Source organism: Micromonospora reichwaldensis (assembly GCF_031845925.1).
GTDB lineage: Bacteria > Actinomycetota > Actinomycetes > Mycobacteriales > Micromonosporaceae > Micromonospora > Micromonospora reichwaldensis.
In genome coordinates this window covers 1-19,844 of record NZ_JAVRFL010000023.1, presented here as the reverse complement: position 1 = coordinate 19,844, position 19,844 = coordinate 1, and the positions used below count along the sequence as shown (strand labels likewise).

General features: G+C 74.8%; 19 protein-coding genes and 1 pseudogene. 11 read left to right on the top strand and 9 right to left on the bottom strand.

The annotated features are described in order from the left end of the window. Positions 1-794 precede the first annotated feature (794 nt). The 6 genes and pseudogenes from RM555_RS19565 to RM555_RS19540 all read left to right on the top strand — a co-directional run. Positions 795-2,300, top strand: a pseudogene (locus tag RM555_RS19565) (hypothetical protein); the annotation flags it as partial. A gap of 38 nt (positions 2,301-2,338) precedes the next feature. Continuing rightward, positions 2,339-3,313 carry an alpha/beta fold hydrolase gene (locus RM555_RS19560; RefSeq protein WP_311413110.1) on the top strand — a complete coding sequence of 325 codons (975 nt, stop codon included), beginning with the start codon at positions 2,339-2,341 and terminating at the stop codon, positions 3,311-3,313. Between the two features lie 104 nt (positions 3,314-3,417). Beyond that, positions 3,418-4,269, top strand: coding sequence for a DUF3152 domain-containing protein (locus tag RM555_RS19555; protein WP_311413109.1), 852 nt, complete (start codon positions 3,418-3,420; stop codon positions 4,267-4,269). Positions 4,270-4,510: 241 nt separating this feature from the next. Continuing rightward, positions 4,511-5,236 carry a DUF3152 domain-containing protein gene (locus RM555_RS19550; RefSeq protein ID WP_311413108.1) on the top strand — a complete coding sequence of 242 codons (726 nt, stop codon included), beginning with the start codon at positions 4,511-4,513 and terminating at the stop codon, positions 5,234-5,236. Between the two features lie 41 nt (positions 5,237-5,277). Continuing rightward, the gene (gene moeZ / locus RM555_RS19545) at positions 5,278-6,528 is read left to right on the top strand and encodes an adenylyltransferase/sulfurtransferase MoeZ (RefSeq protein ID WP_311413107.1); all 1,251 of its coding nucleotides are present in this window, start codon (positions 5,278-5,280) and stop codon (positions 6,526-6,528) included. Between the two features lie 100 nt (positions 6,529-6,628). Next, positions 6,629-7,450, top strand: coding sequence for a prenyltransferase/squalene oxidase repeat-containing protein (locus tag RM555_RS19540; protein ID WP_311413106.1), 822 nt, complete (start codon positions 6,629-6,631; stop codon positions 7,448-7,450). Between the two features lie 17 nt (positions 7,451-7,467). On the opposite strand, the gene RM555_RS19535 is transcribed toward RM555_RS19540, so the two are convergent. The 8 genes from RM555_RS19535 to proB all read right to left on the bottom strand — a co-directional run bounded on the left by RM555_RS19535 (position 7,468) and on the right by proB (position 13,224). Continuing rightward, a complete protein-coding gene (locus RM555_RS19535; RefSeq protein WP_311413105.1) occupies positions 7,468-7,983 on the bottom strand; it encodes an SUKH-4 family immunity protein in 516 nt (171 codons plus the stop codon). Between the two features lie 83 nt (positions 7,984-8,066). Then, positions 8,067-8,687 carry a hypothetical protein gene (locus RM555_RS19530; RefSeq protein ID WP_311413104.1) on the bottom strand — a complete coding sequence of 207 codons (621 nt, stop codon included), beginning with the start codon at positions 8,685-8,687 and terminating at the stop codon, positions 8,067-8,069. Next, a complete protein-coding gene (locus RM555_RS19525; protein ID WP_311413103.1) occupies positions 8,684-9,301 on the bottom strand; it encodes a hypothetical protein in 618 nt (205 codons plus the stop codon). The genes RM555_RS19530 and RM555_RS19525 overlap by 4 nt, the downstream gene beginning before the upstream one ends. Then, the gene (locus tag RM555_RS19520) at positions 9,294-9,788 is read right to left on the bottom strand and encodes a WXG100-like domain-containing protein (RefSeq protein WP_311413102.1); all 495 of its coding nucleotides are present in this window, start codon (positions 9,786-9,788) and stop codon (positions 9,294-9,296) included. Before RM555_RS19520 ends, RM555_RS19525 begins: the two co-directional genes overlap by 8 nt. A gap of 121 nt (positions 9,789-9,909) precedes the next feature. Then, the gene (locus RM555_RS19515; RefSeq protein WP_132230860.1) at positions 9,910-10,236 is read right to left on the bottom strand and encodes a hypothetical protein; all 327 of its coding nucleotides are present in this window, start codon (positions 10,234-10,236) and stop codon (positions 9,910-9,912) included. A gap of 2 nt (positions 10,237-10,238) precedes the next feature. Next, complete coding sequence (locus tag RM555_RS19510; protein ID WP_311413101.1) at positions 10,239-10,637, bottom strand: YbaB/EbfC family nucleoid-associated protein; 399 nt, start codon at positions 10,635-10,637, stop codon at positions 10,239-10,241. Positions 10,638-10,749: 112 nt separating this feature from the next. After that, complete coding sequence (locus RM555_RS19505; RefSeq protein ID WP_311413100.1) at positions 10,750-11,994, bottom strand: glutamate-5-semialdehyde dehydrogenase; 1,245 nt, start codon at positions 11,992-11,994, stop codon at positions 10,750-10,752. A 72-nt stretch (positions 11,995-12,066) separates the two neighbouring features. After that, the gene (gene proB / locus RM555_RS19500; RefSeq protein WP_151456506.1) at positions 12,067-13,224 is read right to left on the bottom strand and encodes a glutamate 5-kinase; all 1,158 of its coding nucleotides are present in this window, start codon (positions 13,222-13,224) and stop codon (positions 12,067-12,069) included. Between the two features lie 13 nt (positions 13,225-13,237). On the opposite strand from proB, the gene RM555_RS19495 reads away from it, so the two are divergent. The 5 genes from RM555_RS19495 to RM555_RS19475 all read left to right on the top strand — a co-directional run bounded on the left by RM555_RS19495 (position 13,238) and on the right by RM555_RS19475 (position 18,645). Then, positions 13,238-13,549 carry an MGMT family protein gene (locus tag RM555_RS19495; protein ID WP_132230864.1) on the top strand — a complete coding sequence of 104 codons (312 nt, stop codon included), beginning with the start codon at positions 13,238-13,240 and terminating at the stop codon, positions 13,547-13,549. A gap of 32 nt (positions 13,550-13,581) precedes the next feature. Beyond that, positions 13,582-15,084 carry an MFS transporter gene (locus RM555_RS19490; protein WP_311413099.1) on the top strand — a complete coding sequence of 501 codons (1,503 nt, stop codon included), beginning with the start codon at positions 13,582-13,584 and terminating at the stop codon, positions 15,082-15,084. Beyond that, positions 15,081-16,574 carry a pyridoxal phosphate-dependent decarboxylase family protein gene (locus tag RM555_RS19485; RefSeq protein ID WP_311413098.1) on the top strand — a complete coding sequence of 498 codons (1,494 nt, stop codon included), beginning with the start codon at positions 15,081-15,083 and terminating at the stop codon, positions 16,572-16,574. Before RM555_RS19490 ends, RM555_RS19485 begins: the two co-directional genes overlap by 4 nt. A gap of 104 nt (positions 16,575-16,678) precedes the next feature. After that, the gene (locus RM555_RS19480; protein WP_311413173.1) at positions 16,679-17,269 is read left to right on the top strand and encodes an NADH-quinone oxidoreductase subunit B; all 591 of its coding nucleotides are present in this window, start codon (positions 16,679-16,681) and stop codon (positions 17,267-17,269) included. A 59-nt stretch (positions 17,270-17,328) separates the two neighbouring features. Continuing rightward, a complete protein-coding gene (locus RM555_RS19475) occupies positions 17,329-18,645 on the top strand; it encodes a DUF2252 domain-containing protein (protein ID WP_311413097.1) in 1,317 nt (438 codons plus the stop codon). Between the two features lie 6 nt (positions 18,646-18,651). On the opposite strand, the gene RM555_RS19470 is transcribed toward RM555_RS19475, so the two are convergent. Next, positions 18,652-19,698 carry a glucose 1-dehydrogenase gene (locus RM555_RS19470; protein ID WP_311413096.1) on the bottom strand — a complete coding sequence of 349 codons (1,047 nt, stop codon included), beginning with the start codon at positions 19,696-19,698 and terminating at the stop codon, positions 18,652-18,654. Between the last annotated feature and the right edge of the window lie 146 nt (positions 19,699-19,844).

Genomic DNA, 19,844 nt, shown 5'->3' with positions numbered 1-19,844 from the left:
GCACGGACGGCGCACGGGGGGAGTTCGACCAGGGCCGGGCCACCGGTGGGCCGGGCCAGGGCCGCGCCCCGGACGGCCCCCACGCGGAGCGGACGCTGGGCGCCCCCGGCCAGGACCGCACGGCTGCCGGCTTCGACCAGGACCGCACGCCCGCCGGTTTCGACCAGGACCACAGGGCGCCCGGGTTCGACCAGGACCGCACGGCGGCTGGATTCGACCAGGACCGTGCGCCGCACGCCGCGGGGCACGAGCGGGTCGGGCGTGGCTTCGGCGCGGACCCGGGTGCCGACCGGTCCCCGGTCGCCGAACCGGCGGCCGGTGCGCAGCACGTTCCGGGCGGCGAGCGGGAACCGTCGTCCCGGTCGGAACCGGGCGGTTCGCGACAGTCGTCCGCCGAGTGGCCGCCGAGCCCCGAACCGGACTGGACCGGCCCGAACTGGAACCGCCCGAGCTGGGGCGCCGCGTGGGCGCCGCCCTGGTCCCGGGAGGAGGCCGAGCCGGTGGGCCGTCGCTCCCGGGAGGACGCCGAGCCGGCGGGGCGCCGAGCCCGCGAGGAGCCCGAGCCCGTCGGTCGCCGGGCCCGCGAGGAACAGCCGCCGGCCTGGGCCGGTGAGCCGCAACGACCGCAGGAGCCGGCGCGCGCCGAGTCTCCCCGCCCCTACGACCCGCCCCGCGAGCCCGGCCGCCCCTACGACGTCGCCCAGACCGCGCCGGTGCCCCGGCCGGCGTACGAGCGACCGTCCGCCCCCGCCGACCGGCTCACGGGTCCCGAGGCCGAACCTTCGGCCCCGACCGAGCGACCGGCCTGGGCGTCGGGCGGGTCGGTCCCCGCGCCGGCGGGCGCGCCCCCGCTCGCGTACGCGCCGGAAACCGCTGCGGCGGCCCGCGCCGAGGACACCCCGGACCGGGTCACCCGGCCGTTCCGGCTCCGGCCGGAAAGCGCGGAGCCGGCTCCGAGGCCGCCGGGCGGCCCGCAGCCCGCCGCCGAGCCCGCCACCAGCGGGTTCGGGCGGCGTGAGCGCACCCCGTCCGGGTCCGCCCCGACGAGCGCACCCCCCTACGCGGCCCGCCGGTCCGCACCCGAGCCGGCCCCGCCGGCCGCCGCCGACCCGGCGCCGGACCCCGCATCGGCGGTGTTGCCGCAGCGCGTCCCCGCCGAGCCGGACGTGCCCGTCGTGCCGGAGCCGCCAGCCGTGGAGCCACCCGCCGAGACCCCCGAACTCGCCCGCATCGCCACGCATCTGCGCCGCGAGGACGAGCCCGCCCCGCCGCGGGAGCGCCCGGAGGGCTTCGACGTCAACGCCATCCTCGACGCCGTCCGTGGCGTGGCCGGTGTCCGCGACGCGGCGCTGCGCCGTACCCCGGCCGGCGCGCACAGCCTGCGGCTCGACCTCGCAGACGGGGCCGACCCGGCCGAGGTGAGCCGGCAGGTCGCCCGCCTGCTCCAGGACCGGATGGGGCTGGCCGCCGCGCCGCAGAACCTGCCGGGCATGCCGGCGGCACCCGCCCCGCCGGTGCGCCGCCGGTCGGCGGAGCCGCGCGGCGTCGACCCCCGGTCGGCGGGCGTCGCGGCACGCCCCGCCGAGCCGTCCTCCGCCGAGCCCCGGGTGCCCGGCGCCAGGGTGACCGGCGGCCCGTCGGAGTCCGCGTCGACCCGGGCCGAACAGCGTCCCGAGGCGGCGCCCGAGGCCCCGCGCCGGCGCCGGCAGCCCGTCGCCCCGCACCGGGGCCGGGCCACGGTGGAGGAGCCCGGCTCGGTCTCCGCCGCCCCGGCCGGGTCTCCGGCCGGTGCCCCGGCGACCGTCGGTACGTCGTACTCCGGTGGGCAGGTGACGACGACGGAGACCGCGCCGTCCCGGCCGCTGGACACCGGCGGCGCGGTGGGCCCCCGGGTGGTGATCGACCACGTCCAGGTGAGCACCTTCGGGCTCGACGCCACCGTGGAGGTACGCCTGCTCGCCGGCGGGGAGAGCGCCGCCGGCTACTCGACCGGGCCGGCCGTCGACGGGTACGTGCTGCGGCTCTGCGCGGTGGCCGCGGCGGCGGCGGTGGACGAGCTGCTGCGCGGCGGCGAGCCCGGCCCCGACGCCGGCCCCGACCGTGGGCGCTGCTTCGTCGAGCACGCCGCCGTGGTGCCCTTCGGCAACTGCGACGTGGCCACGGTCGTGGTGCTGCTGGTCTGCGACGGCTGGGTGGAGCAGCTCGTCGGCTCCGCGCTGGTCGCCGGTGACCCCCGGCAGGCGGTCGTCCGGGCCACCCTGGCCGCGGTCAACCGCCGGATCGAGGCGCTGCTGGCCTGAGCGCTGCCGGTCGTTGCGGCCCCGGGCAGACTGGAGTCATGAAGCGCGCCACCCTCCGGCCGGACCACCTCCTTCCCGAGCACTCCGTCCCACCGCCCTGGCCGGGGCGGGAGGTACGCCTCGACGGCACGGTGACGTACGTCCGGGACACGCCGGCCACCACGCCCGGCGCGGAGCCGGCCCTCTACGTGCACGGGCTCGGCGGTTCGTCGCAGAACTGGACGGACCTGGCGTACCTGCTCGCCGACCACCTCGACGGGCAGGCCATCGACCTGCCGGGGTTCGGCCGCAGTGAGCCGGGCCGCCGGTACACCGTCCCGTCCTTCGCCGACCGGGTGATCCGCTGGATCGAGCACTCCGGCCGGGGGCCGGTGCACCTGTTCGGCAACTCGCTGGGCGGGGCGGTCTCGGTGCAGGTGGCGGCGGTACGGCCGGACCTGGTCCGGAGCCTGACCCTGATCTCGCCGGCGCTGCCGTTCCTGGACTTCCGGCGCTCGTTGCAGGGCCGGATGCTGCCGCTGCTGGCGATCCCCCGGGGCGAGCGCCTGGCCGCCTGGCGGCTGGCCCAGATCGCGCCCGAGGTGATGGCCCAGCAGGTGATGGAGTCCTGCGTGGCCGACCTCACCCGGATCTGCGACCAGCGCCGGGAGGAGGCGCTGGAGGAGATCCGGGTACGGCACGAGGCCGCGCACTACGCCGCCGCGTACGTCCGGACGTTCCGGGGCCTGGTCTCCAGCTTCCTGCGGTCGTACCTGCCGGGGTCGGGGTCGCTGTGGCGGCTCGCCGCGACGGTCGGGGCGCCCACCCTGGTCGTCGGCGGGCGGGCCGACCGGCTGGTGGACGTGCGGGTGGCCCCGCAGACGGCCCGCGTCGTCCCGGACAGCCGGCTGCTGATGCTCGACGGGGTCGGCCATGTGGCGCAACTGGAGGTGCCGCGCCTGGTGGCCCGGGCCGTGCTGGGCCTGCTCACCGAAACGGGGGACACGCTCAGGCGGTCCGACATGGCAGGCTGACCGGGATGTCCCCTGCCCGTCACCCCGCCCCGACCCGTCGTGCCCCGGCTCCCGTCGAGGGCCGCCGTCGCGCCCAGGCCACGTCGTCCCCACGGGACGGCGGCGTGGACCTGACCCGACCGCGGCACCGCCGTCCGGAGCGCCGGCGGCGCCTCACGGGGCTGGTGGCGCTGGTGCTCGCCGTCGGCGCGGCGGTGGCGGTGATCGCCGACCGGCGGGGCGCCGACGTCGCGGCGGAGGCGCTCACCGCCGGGGAGTTGGCCCCCGCGCCGATGCTCGCGCCGGGGGCGGCCTCGCCGCTGCCGTCGGCGCCCGCCGCGACGCCCTCGGCCGCCGAGCCACCGCCGGCCGTGCTCCGGCTGCCCGGGCCGGTGCCGTCGGCGGGCCGGGGCAGCTTCGGCTACGACGACCGGGTGGGCCCGGTGCTGGGTGACGCGGGCACGCTGCGCCGCTACCGGGTCGCCGTGGAGTCGGGCGCCGGCGAGGACGCGGGCGAGTTCGCCGCCGCTGTCGAGCGGGCGCTGGCCGGGCCGGGGAGCTGGGTCGACGGCGAGCTGCGGTTGCAGCAGGTACGCGCCGCCTCCCGGCACGACTTCACGGTCCACCTCGCCACGGCCAGGACGGCGGGCCGGCTGTGCGCCGCCGGAGGGGTGGACATCCGGGTGGGCGGGAAGCCCTACACGTCGTGCCGGGCGCCCGGAAAGGTGATCATCAACCTGGACCGCTGGCGGCTCTCGGTGCCGCACTTCGTGAGCGCGAAGGTGCCGCTGTCGGTCTACCGGACGTACGTCGTGAACCACGAGGTCGGGCACCAGTTGGGGCACCGGCACGAGCGCTGCCCCGGTCGGGGCCGGGTGGCGCCGGTGATGATGCAGCAGACGCTCTTCCTGAACGGCTGTGTCGCCAATCCCTGGCCGTACCGCGACGGTCGCCGGTACGCGGGCCCGCGGCTCTGACCGGCGGCGATCGGGCGTCGGGCGCCAGCCGGGGGGACCGGCCCAGTTCGTCCCTGGGGGGGATGAGCGAGGTTCGCGTTTTTCGCGGCGTAATGCCCGATTGGTGTGGGACGCTCGGCCCATGACGTCGTCGTCCCCTTCCGACCCGCCCGGTCCGGCGCGCCGCCCGACGCCGACCCGACCGTCGTCACCTCGGCCGACGCGCTGGTGGCGACCGCCGTCCCCGCTCCGGAACCGCCGGGTGGTGGTGCTCGGCGTCACCCTCCTGCTCGCGGCGACCGCCGCCGTGACGCTGACCCGGGCCGGCGACCGCGCGCCCGTGCCGACCACGGGCGATGGCAACCGCACGTCGTTCGCGGCGGGGGCGGACGAGCGGCCACGGCCCTCCGCCTACCCCCGCACGGGTACGGGCGACTTCACCACCGCGCCCGGCGACTCCCCGGTGCGGGGCACCGACGGGCCGCTCCGGTACTACCGGGTGGCCGTGGAGCAGGGCACCGACCAGGACGTCGCCGCCTTCGCCGCCACCGTGGACGAGGTGCTGGGCGACCCCCGCAGCTGGATCGCCTCGGAGGAGCTGCGGCTGCGGCGGGTGGCGGAGGCGGACGACGCCGACTTCACCGTCTACCTCGCCACCCCGGAGACCTCGGAGCGGATGTGCGCCGAGGGTGGGCTGAGCACCGAGGGCTACACCTCCTGCCGGCTCCCCGGGCAGGTGATCATCAACCTGGCGCGCTGGCTGGAGGCGGTCCCCGACTACGGGGCGCCGCTGGAGATCTACCGCGCCTACGTGGTCAACCACGAGGTGGGCCACGAACTCGGCGAGGAACACCAGGCCTGCCCGGCGCCCGGCGAGCCGGCGCCGGTGATGCAGCAGCAGACGTACGGCCTGGACGGCTGCGTCGCCAACGCCTGGCCGTACGTCGACGGCTCGCGCTACGACGGCGAACTCGTTCCCGGCACCTGACTTATTCCCCTTCCCGCAGTTCGGGCTACGTGTCGCTCCTCATGGCCGATCGAGGCCGGTGCGAGCGACAATGGGCCGGTTCGCCTTCAGCCGATCCCGGGGAGTCCACCGTGTCGTTGCCCCCGCTCGTCGAGCCCGCCGCCGAGCTGACCGTTGACGAGATCCGCCGCTACTCGCGCCACCTGATCATCCCGGACGTCGGGGTCGAGGGGCAGAAGCGGCTGAAGAACGCCAGGGTGCTCTGTGTCGGCGCCGGCGGCCTCGGCTCGCCGGCCCTGATGTACCTCGCCGCCGCCGGGGTCGGCACGCTCGGCATCATCGACTTCGACACCGTCGACGAGTCCAACCTCCAGCGCCAGATCATCCACGGCGTCTCCGACGTCGGCCGCTCCAAGGCCGAGTCGGCCGCGGCCTCGATCCGCGAGATCAACCCCCTGGTGAACGTGGAGATCCACAACACGGCGCTGGACCGGGAGAACGTGCGGGACATCTTCTCCCGCTACGACCTGATCGTCGACGGCACCGACAACTTCGCCACCCGCTACATGGTCAACGACGCGGCCGTGCTGCTCGGCAAGCCGTACGTCTGGGGGTCGATCTACCGCTTCGACGGCCAGGCGTCGGTGTTCTGGGCCGAGCACGGCCCCTGCTACCGCTGCCTCTACCCGGAGCCCCCGCCGCCCGGCATGGTCCCCTCCTGCGCCGAGGGCGGCGTGCTCGGCGTGCTCTGCGCGTCGATCGGCTCCATCCAGGTCAACGAGGCGATCAAGCTGCTCGCCGGCATCGGCGAGCCGCTGGTCGGCCGGCTGATGGTCTACGACGCCCTGGAGATGAGCTACCGCAAGATCAAGGTCCGCAAGGACCCGAACTGCGTGCTCTGCGGCGAGAACCCCACGGTCACCGACCTGCTGGAGGACTACGAGGACTTCTGCGGCGCGGTGTCGGTGGAGGCCCAGGAGGCGGTGGTCGACGCGACCATCACCGCGCTGGAGCTCAAGGAGTGGCAGGACGCGGGCAAGGACATCTTCCTCGTCGACGTCCGCGAGCCGGCCGAGTACGAGATCGTCCGGATCCCCGGCGCGACGCTGATCCCCAAGGGCGAGATCATCTCGGGCGAGGCGCTCGCCAAGCTGCCGCAGGACCGGCAGATCGTGCTGCACTGCAAGTCCGGGGTCCGCTCGGCGGAGGCGCTCGCCGCGCTCAAGGCGGCCGGCTTCCGCGACTCGGTGCACGTGCAGGGCGGCGTGCTCTCCTGGATCAAGCAGATCGACCCGTCGCTGCCGGCGTACTGACCCGCGCCGTCGGCCGAGGTCGCGGCGGGCCGTCCCGACCCCCGCGGCCTCGGCCGATTCGCCGAGGCGCGATCACGTTTGCGCAGGTAGCGTTGCCGCCGTGGTCGACATCGATGCGGCGGTCGGGTTCGTCGTGGCACACGGGGACGCGGTGGACCGCGCCCGGCTGTCCCGGCTGCGCACCGGCGTGCCGCCACCTCCCGAACTGCTCGACGACGCCGAGGTCGGCCAGGCGCCCGACGGCGGCTGGCCGGCGACGCTGGGCGGGGGAGTCTCCTCCGTGGACGCCACCTGCTTCCGCCTGTCCGAGCTGGACGATCTCGGCGCGCTCGGTCGTCCGGCCGCCCGCCGGGCCCTGGACTGGCTGGCCGCGCGGCAGTCGCCCGACGGCGGCTGGGAGGAGGATCCGGCGCTGGCCGACGTGGCCCCCGAGTGGGCCCGCCCGGGCGACCCCGAGGCGGGGTTCCACCTGACCGCGAACGCCGGGTTCTGGCTGACCGTCGCCGGCCTGGACGCGCGGGCGGCCGGGCCGCTCGACCACCGGGTCGGCGGCGCGTACGCGGGCGTCGTGCACGCCGCCGCCCAGTCGCTCGTCGCCCGGCTGCGCCCGGACGGCAGCTGGCCGTCCTTCCTGCCCGCCGGCTGGCTGAGCGCGGCGGTCCTGCACCGGCAGGAGATGTTCCACGAGGCGGCGCGGATCCAGGTGATCCTCGCCGAGCGGGTGCCGGAGCTGTCCCCGGGCGACGTGGCCTGGCTGGCCGCGACGCTGCGCCGCGCCGGCATCGACGGGCAGGACTGGCTGCTGGGGCGGGCGCGGCGGCGGTTGGCCGAGACCCAGCGCAGCGACGGCGGGTGGGAGAGCGACGACGGGCCCCAGTTCGACGTGCACACCACGCTGAGCGCGATCCGGGCCTGCCGCTGAGGCTCCACCCGCCGACCTCACTTGAGCTGGCTGATCACCAGTGGCCACCAGGCGTCCGGGGCGAACGCGGCGCGGTCGATGCTCTCCAGGACGGTGCGCAGCGTCTCCGCCCGCTCGGCCCGGCCCGGCTTGCCCTCGTCGGCCTCCACGAAGAGCGCGAACTGGTAGAGGAACTCGACGAAGGTGCGGAAGGTGCTGTTGACGGCCTGGATGTCCTGCTGCTCCAGGTCGAACTGGAGGATCTCGCCCGTCCGCGGGTCGAGCACGTAGAGCAGCTCCGGGTTGTCGGCGACCGCGCCGACCACGATCAACCGGATGTCCAGAGAGCCGTCCTCGGTGCTCAGCTGGATCGTGTCGAACAGCTCGATGTCGCCTTCGAGGAACGCGGTGTAGACGACCGCCACGTCGAGCGGGATCTCGTCGCCGGCGGGCAGCAGGTCGGGGTCGAATCCCCCCTCCAGCCACGCCTCGCGCGGGTACGGGATGAGCTCGTCCTCGTTCCACAGTGAGCGGAACCGGGGGTCAGCGGCCATCGGTGGTCCTTTGCGTCTCGGGTGTGGAGGGTGTGCGGGCGCCGCAGGTGGCGGGGCCGGGACGCCAGGTGCCGCAGCGGGCGTCAGGACGCCAGGTCGGCGGCGATCAGCAGGCGCCGCCAGTTATCGGCGTACTCGCCGGCGTGCCGGCCCTTGCGGAGCCGCTGGTCCCGGACGCCGGGCCCGAGGACGACGGCAACCAGCTCCGGGTAGCCGGGACCGAGCACGTGCTCGTCGAAGAACGTGGCCACGTCGGGCGCGACGACGGTGAACTCCACGTCCTCGTCGGGGTGCTCGTACTGGAAGACGTAGTCGTCGGGCTCCATCCAGTAGACGTCGAGGTCCTCGGTGTCGAGGCGGATCGGCGCCCCCGCCCCGATCTCGCCGCGCAGCCGGGGCGGGATGCTGTGCACCTCGTGGCCGACCGCGAGCGGGCTGCCCATCGGGTCGTCCTCGTCCACCGTGCGGGCCGCCCAGGCCGCCGGGCTGCGGATCTCCTCGGGCGGGTCGAACCGGAAGTTGTCGCCGGCCAGCCGGCCGAACAGACCGTAGACCTCGGCCACGCCGGGCAGGTCGGGGATCGGCTCCAGCGGGGTCGGCTCGCCGATGACCACGCCGAAGCCGTGCTCGGCCTCCAGGCGCCGCAGCAGCGCGAGCTTCTCCCGGATCCGGTCCAGGCGCGCCGGGTCCTGGGGGGCGGTCACGGGATCACCTTCACGATGACCGGGGTGCCCTCGGGAACGTCCCGCAGCGCGACGGAGATGTCGCTGCCGAGCTGGCGATTCGTCCAGGCGTCCATCGGCCTGAGGTTATCGTACGTGTCCGTTCCGTCCAGTTGCAGCTCCTGGATGTGGTCGGGGTCGTAGCCCTGGCCCCGGGCGGTGATCGGCCCCTTGCCCGCGTAGAGGCGCTCGACCACGTTCTTGTTGGCCAGGTACTTGTTCGTCTCCGGGGTGCCCATGTCCTGGGTGAGGCGGCCGTCCTTGGTGAGGCTGCGGATCATCCGGTCCCGGTAGATGTTCGTACGGGTGCGGCGCTTGCCGGTGGAGGGGTCGTAGACCTTGTTGCTGTCCCGGTCCGACGGCGCCTTCTTCAGCGCCCCGTCCCGGCCGAGCCGTTGCAGGTCGCGGGCCTTGCGGTCGAAGTCCCGCCGATCGAAGTCCGGCCGGTTCTTCAGCACCAGCACCGCCGGGCCCTTCGGCTTCGTGCCGGCCGACTTGGCGGTGCGGAAGACGTCGGCGTTCTCCAGGTAGGCCGAGACGACGCGGGCACCCTTGGCCTGCGTCTGCCGGGGTGGGCTGGTCCGCTTCCTAGCCATTGAGCACCGTCTCCACGGCCATGCCGATGAGCTGGTCGATGATGAGACCGGTGATCATCTTGAAGATCGGGATCTGGAGGAGGGACGCCCCGAAGGTGACCGCCGCCGTCACGATGGCCTGCGCGATCTGGATCGCCAGCAGGGCCAGTTGGATGATCACCTGGATCTTCAGGGCCAGCACCACGCCCGCCGCGACCATCAGCCCGACGCCGATGACGGTGGCCGGGCGGGCGACGTCGGCGATGTTGCGCGCGGCCGACTCGCCGTCGTTCCACTCGCCCGCGAAGGCGGTGAAGCTCTCGCCCCGGTTGTTGTCGAGCACCGTCCGCGCCGCCGCCTCCAGCTGCGCGACCGACCCGGAGATCTGGCCCGCCATGCCGGTCCACTCCCCGGCGAGCTGGAAGATCGCCGTCTCGTCCGACTGTGGCCACTCGTAGCCGAGCATCGAGAGCAGGGAGGCGAGCTCACCCGGGAGCGTCAGTCCCACCGCGACTCCTTCCGTAGATCGGGCGACTCAGCCACCGGGGCGAGCCGAGTTCGGGCGGCTCAGCCACCGGGGTGAGCCGGTCGGGCGGCTCTGGCCTCCAGACGAGCCGGGGCCCGGCGGCTCAGGCACCCAGCGAGCCGAGGATCGAGCGGAAGGACGCGGCCGCGTTCTCCTCGGCGGCGCGGTAGCCGTCGGCCATCCCGCGCAGGCCGTCGACGTAGCTCTCCAACTCGGTGATATTGGTGCCGAGGCACTCGGCCAGCGCGTCCACGCACGCCTGGTGGGCGACGCCGAGCAAGGACCCGATGTCGTCGCCGCCGAAGGCCGCGGCGTAGCCGCCGGCCGCCGCCTGGAAGCCCTCGAAGACCTGGCGGACGGACTCCTTGGCTCGTTCCAGCTCGTCCGCGCCGCGACCCAGCGCGTCGAGGTCGACGTCGAGGCTCTCCACGCTCAGCTCCCGTGCAGTTTCCGCATTGTCTCGCCGACGGCCTGGCTGATCTCCCGCATCTGCCGCAGGCCCTGGTCCTGAAGGCGTTCGATGGTGGCGGTCATCGCGGCGAGGTCGGGCATCGGTTCGGTGGCGGCGATCCCGTCGTCCTGGCCGTCGAGCGCGGCGTTGACCGCCTGGCGCAGCTCGGCGGCGAGGTATTCCGAGCCCTCCCGGAGCACCCGGGGGTCGATGTCGACGGCGCTCACCCGGCCGTCGGTGCCGAGCGTCACCCGGATGCGGCCCTCGGCGGCCTCGGCCACCGACTCCACCCGCTCCCGGGGTGCGGCGGCGCCGCCCACCTCGCGCAGCGCGGCCCGCGTCTGTGCCAGTTGCTGTTCCAGGGCACTCTCGCCCAGCATGCCGCCTCCCCAAGACAAGCCGTGCCGAACCCGACCCAGACTAGCGGTCACCCGCCATTCGGCGGTGGCCCCGCCCACGGCCGTCCGGGCATCCGCGAGCGTCGGCGATGGTTCAGCCGCGCAGGTGGCCGTCCCCGGTCACCACGTACTTGGTGGAGGTCAGCTCGGGCAGGCCCATCGGGCCGCGGGCGTGCAGCTTCTGGGTGGAGATGCCGATCTCGGCGCCGAAGCCGAACTCGCCGCCGTCGGTGAACCGGGTCGAGGCGTTGACCATCACGGCCGCCGCGTCCACCCGGGCCACGAACTCCCGGGCGGCGGTGGTCGAGTCGGTGACGATGGCCTCGGTGTGCCCGGTGCCGTACCGCCGGATGTGCGCGACCGCCGCGTCGAGCGAGTCGACGACGGCGACCGCGATGTCGGCGGAGAGGTACTCGGTGGCGAAGTCGGAGTCGGTGGCCGGCCGCACGGCGGCCGAGTGGGCGGCGACCCGCTCGTCGCCGTGCACGGTGACGCCGGCCTCGGCGAAGGCGGCCAGCATCGGCGGCAGGAAGGCGTCGGCGACCGCCGCGTGCACGAGCAGCGACTCGGCGGTGTTGCAGGTGGAGAGCCGCTGGGTCTTCGCGTTGAGCGCGATCGCGAGGGCCTTCGCCACGTCGGCGGCGGCGTCGACGTAGACGTGGCAGTTGCCCACGCCGGTCTCGATGACCGGCACGGTGGACTCCTCCACGACCGTGCGGATCAGGGACGCGCCGCCGCGCGGGATCAGCACGTCGACCAGGCCCCGGGCGCGCATCAGCTCCTTGACCGAGTCGCGGCTGCTGGCGTCGAGCAGTTGCACCGCGTCCGCCGGCAGCCCGGCGTCGGCCACCGCGTCGCGCAGCACCGCGACCAGGGCGGCGTTGGAGTGGGCCGCCGACGAGGAGCCGCGCAGCAGCGCCGCGTTGCCGGACTTCAGGCAGATGCCGGCGGCGTCGACCGTCACGTTCGGCCGGGCCTCGTAGATGATCCCCACCACGCCGAACGGCACCCGGATCTGGCGCAGCTCCAGCCCGTTGGGCAGGGTCGAGCCCCGGACCACCTCGCCCACCGGGTCCGGCAGCGCGGCCATCTGCCGCAGCGCCTCGGCGATGCCGGCCACCCGCCCCGCGTCGAGGGCCAGCCGGTCCAGCACGGCCGCGCTCAGCCCGGCCTCGCGCCCGGCCGCCAGGTCCGTCGCGTTCGCGGCGAGGATCTCCGGCGTACGCGCCACCAGCGCGTCGGCCATCGCCACCAGCGCGGCGTCCTTCGCCGTACGCGTGGCGACGGCCAGCGCCTCCGCCGCCGTACGCGCCCGCCGGGCCTGTTCGCTCACGCTCATCGCCGCACTCATCTCCTCAGTCGTTAGGAAGGGCCCCTTGCTATACAGAATCCGTTAACAAGGTGCCCTTCCTTACAGCAGTACCAGGTCGTCGCGGTGGACTACCTCACGCTCGTACGCCGGGCCGAGCGCCGCGGCGAGTTCCGTGGTGGACCGGCCGAGCAGCCCGGGCAGCTCGACCGCGTCGTAGTTGACCAGTCCCCGGGCGACGGGGGCGCCCTCGACGTCCACCAGGTCGACCGGGTCGCCCGCGGTGAAGGCCCCGTCCACGGCCGTGATCCCGGCGGGCAGCAGCGACTTGCGGCGGCCCACCACCGCCGCGACCGCGCCCGGGTCGAGGTGCAGCCGCCCCCGGGGAGTGGTGGCGTGGGCCAGCCAGAAGAGCCGGGCCGTCGGGCGGCGGCGGCTCGGGTGGAACAGGGTGCCGACGGGCTCGCCGGCCAGCACGGGGGCGGCCAGCGGCGCGGCGGTCAGCACCACCGGGATGCCGAACCCGGTCGCGATCCGGGCCGCCTCCACCTTCGTCACCATGCCGCCGGTGCCCACGCCGGCCCGGCCGGCGCCGCCGATGTCGACCCCGGTCAGGTCCCGCTCGTCGTGCACCTCGCTGATCCGGCTGGAGCCCGGGCGGGTCGGGTCGCCGGTCCAGAGGGCGTCCACGTCGGAGAGGAGCACCAGCAGGTCGGCGTGGACCAGGGCGGCGACGAGGGCGGCCAGCCGGTCGTTGTCGCCGAAGCGGATCTCCTCGGTGGCGACCGTGTCGTTCTCGTTGACGATCGGCACCGCCCGCAGGTCGAGCAGCTTGCGCAGCGTGCGGTACGCGTTGCGGTAGTGCGCCCGCCGGGTCACGTCGTCGACGGTGAGCAGGACCTGCCCGACGGTCAGCCCGTGCCGGGCGAAGGCGGCCGCGTACCGGCCGATCAGCAGGCCCTGCCCGACGCTGGCGGCGGCCTGCTGGGTGGCCAGGTCGCGCGGGCGCCGGGACAGCCCCAGCGGCGCGAGGCCGGCGGCGATCGCGCCGGAGCTGACCAGCACGACCTCCCGGCCCTCGGCGGCGAGCGCGCCCAGGGTGCCGACGAGCGCGCCGACCCGCCCGTCGTCCAGCCCGCCTTCGGCGGTGGTCAACGAGGAGGATCCGATCTTGACGACGACCCGTCGGGCCGCCGTGACCATGTCACGCACCCGCCCATTCTGCGTGGTCGGTCCCGGCACGCCCCGGCGCGTTCTCATATCGTGGCCGGTCGTGAGACCTGACGAGTACGTCGAGGCGGTGCTGGAGCTCGTCGAGCGGATTCCGCCGGGCCGGGTGATGTCATACGGGGCGGTGGCCGACGCGCTGGCCGAACGTTCGGGGCGGGCGTCGGCCCGGCTGGTCGGCTCGATCATGGCCCGGCACGGCGGGGGAGTGCCCTGGCACCGGGTCGTGAACGCGGCCGGCCGGCTGCCACCCGGTCACGAGCGGGAGGCGCGGGCCCGGCTGCGCGCCGAGGGGACGCCGCTGCGCGGCGACGGGGTGGACATGAGGGCGAGCTGGTCCCCCGAGGAGGGGATGTGACCCGTGCCATAACGTGAGTAACATTCGGCGTCATGGACGCGCCGCCGGGAGAAGCCGGCTCCCCGCCCGCCTCGCCGGCCGCCGCCGGCCCGACGTCCGCGCCGGGCGTGCTGCCGCGCCGGGTGCATGCCGGTTATGCGCTCGGATCGCTGGCGACCGGCGCGTTCGGCACCGTGCCCGGTCTGCTCCTGCTGCCGTACCTGACCGACACCCTCGGCGTCGCGGCGGGCGCGGCAGCCCTGCTGGTGCTGCTGCCGAAGGCGTGGGACGTGCTGGTCAACCCGGTCGCCGGCCGGATCTCCGACCGCACCCGGTCGCGCTGGGGCGCGCGTCGGCCGTACCTGCTGGTCGCCGGGCTCGCGCTCGGCGTGCTCTTCGCCGCCATCTTCGCCGCGCCGTTCGGCGCCGGGCCGGCCGCCGGGGCGTACGTGGCGCTCGCCTTCCTCGCCACCGCCACCGCGTTCGCCTTCTTCCAGGTGCCGTACGTGGCGATGCCGGCGGAGCTGACCGGCGACTACGCCGAACGTACCCGGCTGATGAGCTGGCGGATCGCGGTGCTGGCACTGGCCATCCTGGTCTCCGGCGCGGTGGCCCCGCTGGTGCGCGACGCGGGCGGCGGAGGCGTCCCGGGGCACCGCTGGATGGGGCTCTTCGTCGCCGGGCTGATCGTGCTCGGCGCGGTCGGCGCCTTTTTCGGCACCCGGTCCGCGCCCTCCGGCACGGTGGGGGAGAGCGAGCCGACGCTGCGCGCCCAGCTCGCCGTCGCCGCCCGCAACCGACCGTTCCGGGCGCTGCTGGTCTGCTTCGTGGTGCAGTCCGCCGGGGTGGCCACCGTCCTCGCCGGGGTCAACTACTTCGCCGACCAGATCCTGCGCGATCCCAAGGGCGGGCCGACCGTCCTGTTCGCCTGCTTCGTCGGGCCGGCGCTGCTGGTGATGCCGCTCTGGACCCGGGTCGGGGCGCGGGTCGGCAAGCTCGCCGCGCTGGTCGCCGCCTCGCTGATCTTCGCGGTGGGCGCGCTGGCCCTGGTCGCCGCCCCCGTGCTGCCCCCGCTCGCGGTCTACCTGCTGGTCGCGCTGATCGGTGTCGGCTACGCCGGGCAGCAGGTGTTCGCCCTCGCCATGCTCCCGGACTGCATCGCGTACGACACGGCGCGCACCGGCCGGCGGCAGGCCGGCGTCTTCACCGGGCTCTGGACGGCCGGGGAGACCTTCGGGCTGGCCCTCGGGCCGGGCATCTTCGGCCTGGTGCTCCAACTCAGCGGCTACGTGTCGTCCGACACCGGCACGGCGGCCACCCAGTCCGGCACCGCCCGCCTCGGCATCCTGCTCGGCTTCACGGTCCTCCCCGCCCTCCTGGTCGGCCTGGCCGTCCTGGCCCTCCGCCCCTACGACCTGACCCCGGCCCGCCTGACCGCCGCCGAGACCAACCCCGCCCCGCACCCCCGCACCCCCGCACCCACCCCGCCGATCATGCGGTTGTGGTGGGGGAGGAAAGCCGCTGACCCCCACGGAAAGGGCACCACGACTCCATGATCGACGAGGGAACCGAGCGGCGGGCGCTGCCCGGGAACGGGCTGCCCGCCGAGCGGGTGCTGGCGGAAGTGTCGGCGCTGCGGGCGGCCGACCGGCCCACGCACGGGGGGCGGCTGTTCGCGTACGTCTACGACCCGGCGGTGCCGGGGCTGGACGAGCTGGCCGCCGCCGCGTACGCCGGCAGCGCCCACGTCAACGGGCTCGACCCGACCGCCTTCCCGTCGTTGCTGGCGATGGAGAACGCGCTGGTCGGCGCTGCCGCCCGGCTGCTCGGCGGCGGCCCCGGCAGCGCCGCGCCGGACGTGGTCGGCAGCGTCACCAGCGGCGGCACCGAGTCGCTGATCCTCGCCGTCAAGGCCGCCCGGGACGCCCACCCGGAGATCGCGGCGCCCCGGATCGTGGTGCCGGCCAGCGCGCACGCCGCGTTCGCCAAGGCGGCGCACTACCTGCGGGTCGCCGTGGACACGGTGCCCGTGTCGGCGTCGACGCTGCGGCCGGCCGCCGCCGACGTGGCCGCCGCCATCGGCCCGGAGACCGTGCTGGTGGCCTGCTCCGCCCCCTCGTACGCGCACGGCGTCGTCGACCCGGTCGCCGCGATCGCCGAAGCTGCCGCCGAGGCCGGGGTGCGCTGCCACGTGGACGCGTGCTTCGGGGGCTGGACCCTGCCGTACCTGCGCCGCCTCGGGGCGGACGTGCCGCCGTTCGACTTCGCGCTCGCGGGGGTCACCTCGATCTCGGTGGACCTGCACAAGTACGCGTACGCCCCGAAGGGCGTGTCGGTGCTGCTGCACCGCGACCCGGCGCTGCGCGCCCCGCAGTACTTCGCGTACGCGGACTGGCCCGGCTACACGATGGTCAACCCGGTCATCGCCTCCACCCGCTCCGGCGGACCGATCGCCGCCGCCTACGCCACCCTGCGCCACCTCGGCGACGACGGGTACCTGCGGCTCGCGGCGGCCACCCGGGACGCCGTCGCCGGCCTCGCTGACGCCGTCCGCGCGGTCGACGGGCTGCGGCTGATGGCCGAGCCGGAGTCGACAGTCGTCTGCTTCACGGCCACCGATGCGGGCCTCGACCTCTTCGTCCTGGTCGACGAGCTGGCCGCCCGCGGCTGGCACACCCAGCCCCAGCTGTCGTACGCCGACCTGCCGCCGAGCGTGCACCTGACGGTGACCGCCGCGGTGGCGCCCCGGGTGGCGGAGTTCGGCCCGGACCTGGCCGACGCCGTGGCCGCCGCCCGGGCCGCCGGACCGGTGACGCTCCCCGCCGAGCTGCTCGCCCTCGCGACCACGCTCACCCCCGACGCGCTCACCCCCGACCTGGTCGCGGGCCTGGCCGCCGGCCTGGGCCTGACCACCCCCGCCGACGCCGCCGGTGCGGCTCCCGAGCGGATGGCGGTGGTCAACACCCTGCTCGACGCCGCGCCGGCGGCGCTGCGGGAACGGCTGCTGGTGGAGTTCGTCGGCCTGCTGCAACGCCCCACCTGGTGAGCGGGCGGCCGCCGCCACCGCGTCGGGCGGCCGCCGCCGACGGGTCGACCGGCGCCGCCGTGGGCTGTGGTTGACTTGTGGCGGTGCTCGGGAAGGGGGCGGTCGTGCAGGTGCCGGGAGTGCTCGGTGAGCCGATCCGCTTCGTGCTGAACTGGGGCCGCCGCTACTCGCTCTGGGTCTTCAACTTCGGCCTGGCCTGCTGCGCGATCGAGTTCATCGCCACCAGCATGGGCCGGCACGACTTCATGCGGCTTGGCGTGATCCCGTTCGCGCACGGGCCCCGGCAGGCCGACCTCATGGTCGTCTCCGGGACGGTCACCGACAAGATGGCCCCCGCGATCAAGCGGCTCTACGACCAGATGCCCGAGCCGAAGTACGTCATCTCGTTCGGCGCGTGCTCCAACTGCGGCGGCCCCTACTGGGACTCGTACTCGGTGACCAAGGGCGTCGACCAGCTCATCCCGGTCGACGTCTACGTGCCCGGCTGCCCGCCCCGGCCCGAGGCGCTGCTGCACGGCATCCTGCGTCTCCAGGAGAAGATCGCCGCCGAGCAGTCCGGGATCGGCGGCGTGCCCCGACCGGACGCGCTCGCCCCGCCGGTCGACGCCCCGCCGGCCGACGCCGGCTCGACCGGTGTGCGCCCACGCTCGGCGGAGTCGCTGACCGCCCCGCCGGTCCGCCCGCCCGCCCCCTGAGCCGTACCGTCCGGTCGGCCGAGGGCCCCGGTTGGCCGGCGGGGGCTAGCCTGCGCACCATGAACCACTCCGCCGACCAGCGTTCCGCCCACATCGCCGACGTGCTCACCGAGGAGTTCGGCGCGTCGATGGCTCTCGACCCGGCCGCCTTCCGCCGCAAGTTCCGCAAGATGGCCGCGTCCCCGTTCGCCTTCTACCGGGGCAGCGCCTCGCTCTTCTACGCCGACCAGGTCGGCGACTTCGCCGACGACCGGTTCCTCGACGGCCGGACCAGCCGGGTGTGGATCCACGGCGACCTGCACGCGGAGAACTTCGGCACGTACATGAACGCGTCCGGGCAGCTCGTGTTCAACGTCAACGACTTCGACGAGGCGTACGTGGGGCCGTTCAGCTGGGACCTGAAGCGGCTGGCGGCCAGCGTGGCGCTGATCGGCTACGCCAAGGCGCTCTCCGACCGGGCGATCAGCGACCTGGTCACCGGCTTCGCGCAGTCGTACCTGACCGAGCTGCGGGCCATCGCCGAGGGGGGCGACGACGCGATCGGCTCGATCACCCTGGACAACGCCGACGGGGTGCTCCGCCGGGTGCTCCAGCAGGCACGGCTCAACACCCGGGTCGACCTGCTCGCCACGCAGACCACCATCGACAACTACGAACGCCGGTTCTCGCTGGGCGACGGCGTCTTCGAGATCGACGCCGAGACCCGGGAGCGGGTCTGCGCCGCGTTCGAGGACTACCTCGGCACGCTGCCCGCCTCCTCCGCCCAGCTCCGTCCCGTGGCCACCCAGATCAAGGACGTGGTGCTGCGCAAGGGGGTGGGCATCGGCTCGGCCGGGCTGCCGTCGTACAACCTGCTGCTGGAGGGGCACACCCAGGCGCTGGAGAACGACGTCGTCATCTACATGAAGCAGGCCCAGGTGCCGGCGGTGGCCCGGCACATCGCCGACGAGGCGGTCGCGGGCTACTTCCAGCACCAGGGGCACCGCACCGCCGAGTCGCAGCGGGCACTCCAGGCGCACGCCGACCCGTGGCTGGGCTTCACCGAGCTGGACGGGGCCGGGCAGCTCGTCGCCGAGGTCTCCCCGTACGCGGCCGACCTCGACTGGGCGGACGTGAACGAGCCGGAGGAACTGGCCGGCGTGCTGACCGACCTGGGCCGGGCGGTCGCCCGGATGCACTCGGTGGCCGACGACGAGTCCAGCCACGACCTGGTCGACTACTCCACGGAGGAGGCGATCGTGGCGGCGGTGGACGCCGACGAGGCGGGCTTCGTGACGCACCTGGTCGACTTCGCCCACGCGTACGGCGTCCGCGCCCGGCAGGACCACCAGCTCTTCGTCGACCTGTTCCGCAACGGCCGGCTGCCCGGCCTCTGAGCGGAGTCAGGAACCGAACTCCAGCACCACCTTGATGTCGTCCGGTTCGGAGGTGTACGCCTCGGCGTACGCCTCCACCGGCACCCGGCGGGTGATCAGCGCGTCGAGCCACGACCGGTCGGCGCGGGCCAGCGCCGCGGCGGCGAGGTCCCAGTGCCGGCGGTTGGCGTTCACCGAGCCGAACACCACGTTGTTCTCCAGCACGAGCGCGCGGTTGAGCGCCCCGGCGTCGAGGTCGATGGTCCGCCCGCCGCTGGAGACGCCGGTCAGGCAGACGATGCCGGTCGGCGCGGCCTTGTACATCACGTCGAGGACGACGACCGGCGCCCCGGTGCACTCCAGCACCACGTCCGGCTCGAAGTCCAGCTCGCTGACGGGCACGGTGTGGTAGGTCGCCCCGAGCGCCCGGACCAGACCCGGCTTCGGCCCGGTGGTGTTGCGGTCCAGCACGTGCACGGCGAGCCCGCGCTGCGTGGCCAGCAGCGCGGCCAGCAGGCCGATCGGCCCCGCCCCGGTGACCAGTACGGTCTGCGGCTGCCACTCGGCACGGGCACCGATGCGCTCGATGTGCTCCCACGCCTTCGCCACCACGCTGGTCGGCTCCAGCAGCATGCCGACCGAGGCGAGGGCCCGGTCCAGTCCCACGGCGAACCGGGGTTGCAGCCGCCAGCGGTCCCGGGCGAAGCCGGGCAGGGCCTTGATGCCGTGCTCGGTGAACCGACCGTTGCGGCACATGTCCCACTCGCCGACCGCGCAGTTCGGGCAGGGCACCGGGTCGGGGTGCCGGACGACGCCCGCCACCAGGTCGCCGGGTTGCAGCGTGCCCGACGGGTCCTCCAGCACCCGGCCCAGCGACTCGTGTCCCAGGACCAGCCGGTCCGCGCCGGGCGGCGCCTCGCCGTACTCGCCAGCGATGATCTCGTGGTCGGTGCCGCAGATCCCCACCGCCAGTGCCTCGACCAGGATCGCGCCCTCCTCGGGCGGCGGCTCCGGATGATCGTCGACCAGCCGCAGCGAGTCGGCGACACCCGGGTTGACAGTCACAGCGCGCACACCCTCATCCTTCCCCGCCCCCGTCTCCCCCGCCGCCAAAGCCCGACATCCGCCCTGCACCCCCGCACCCCCGCACCCCCGCCCCGCATCCGCACCCCGCGCCCCCGGCCCCGCTCCCCACATCCGCGCCCCGCGCCTCCGCACCC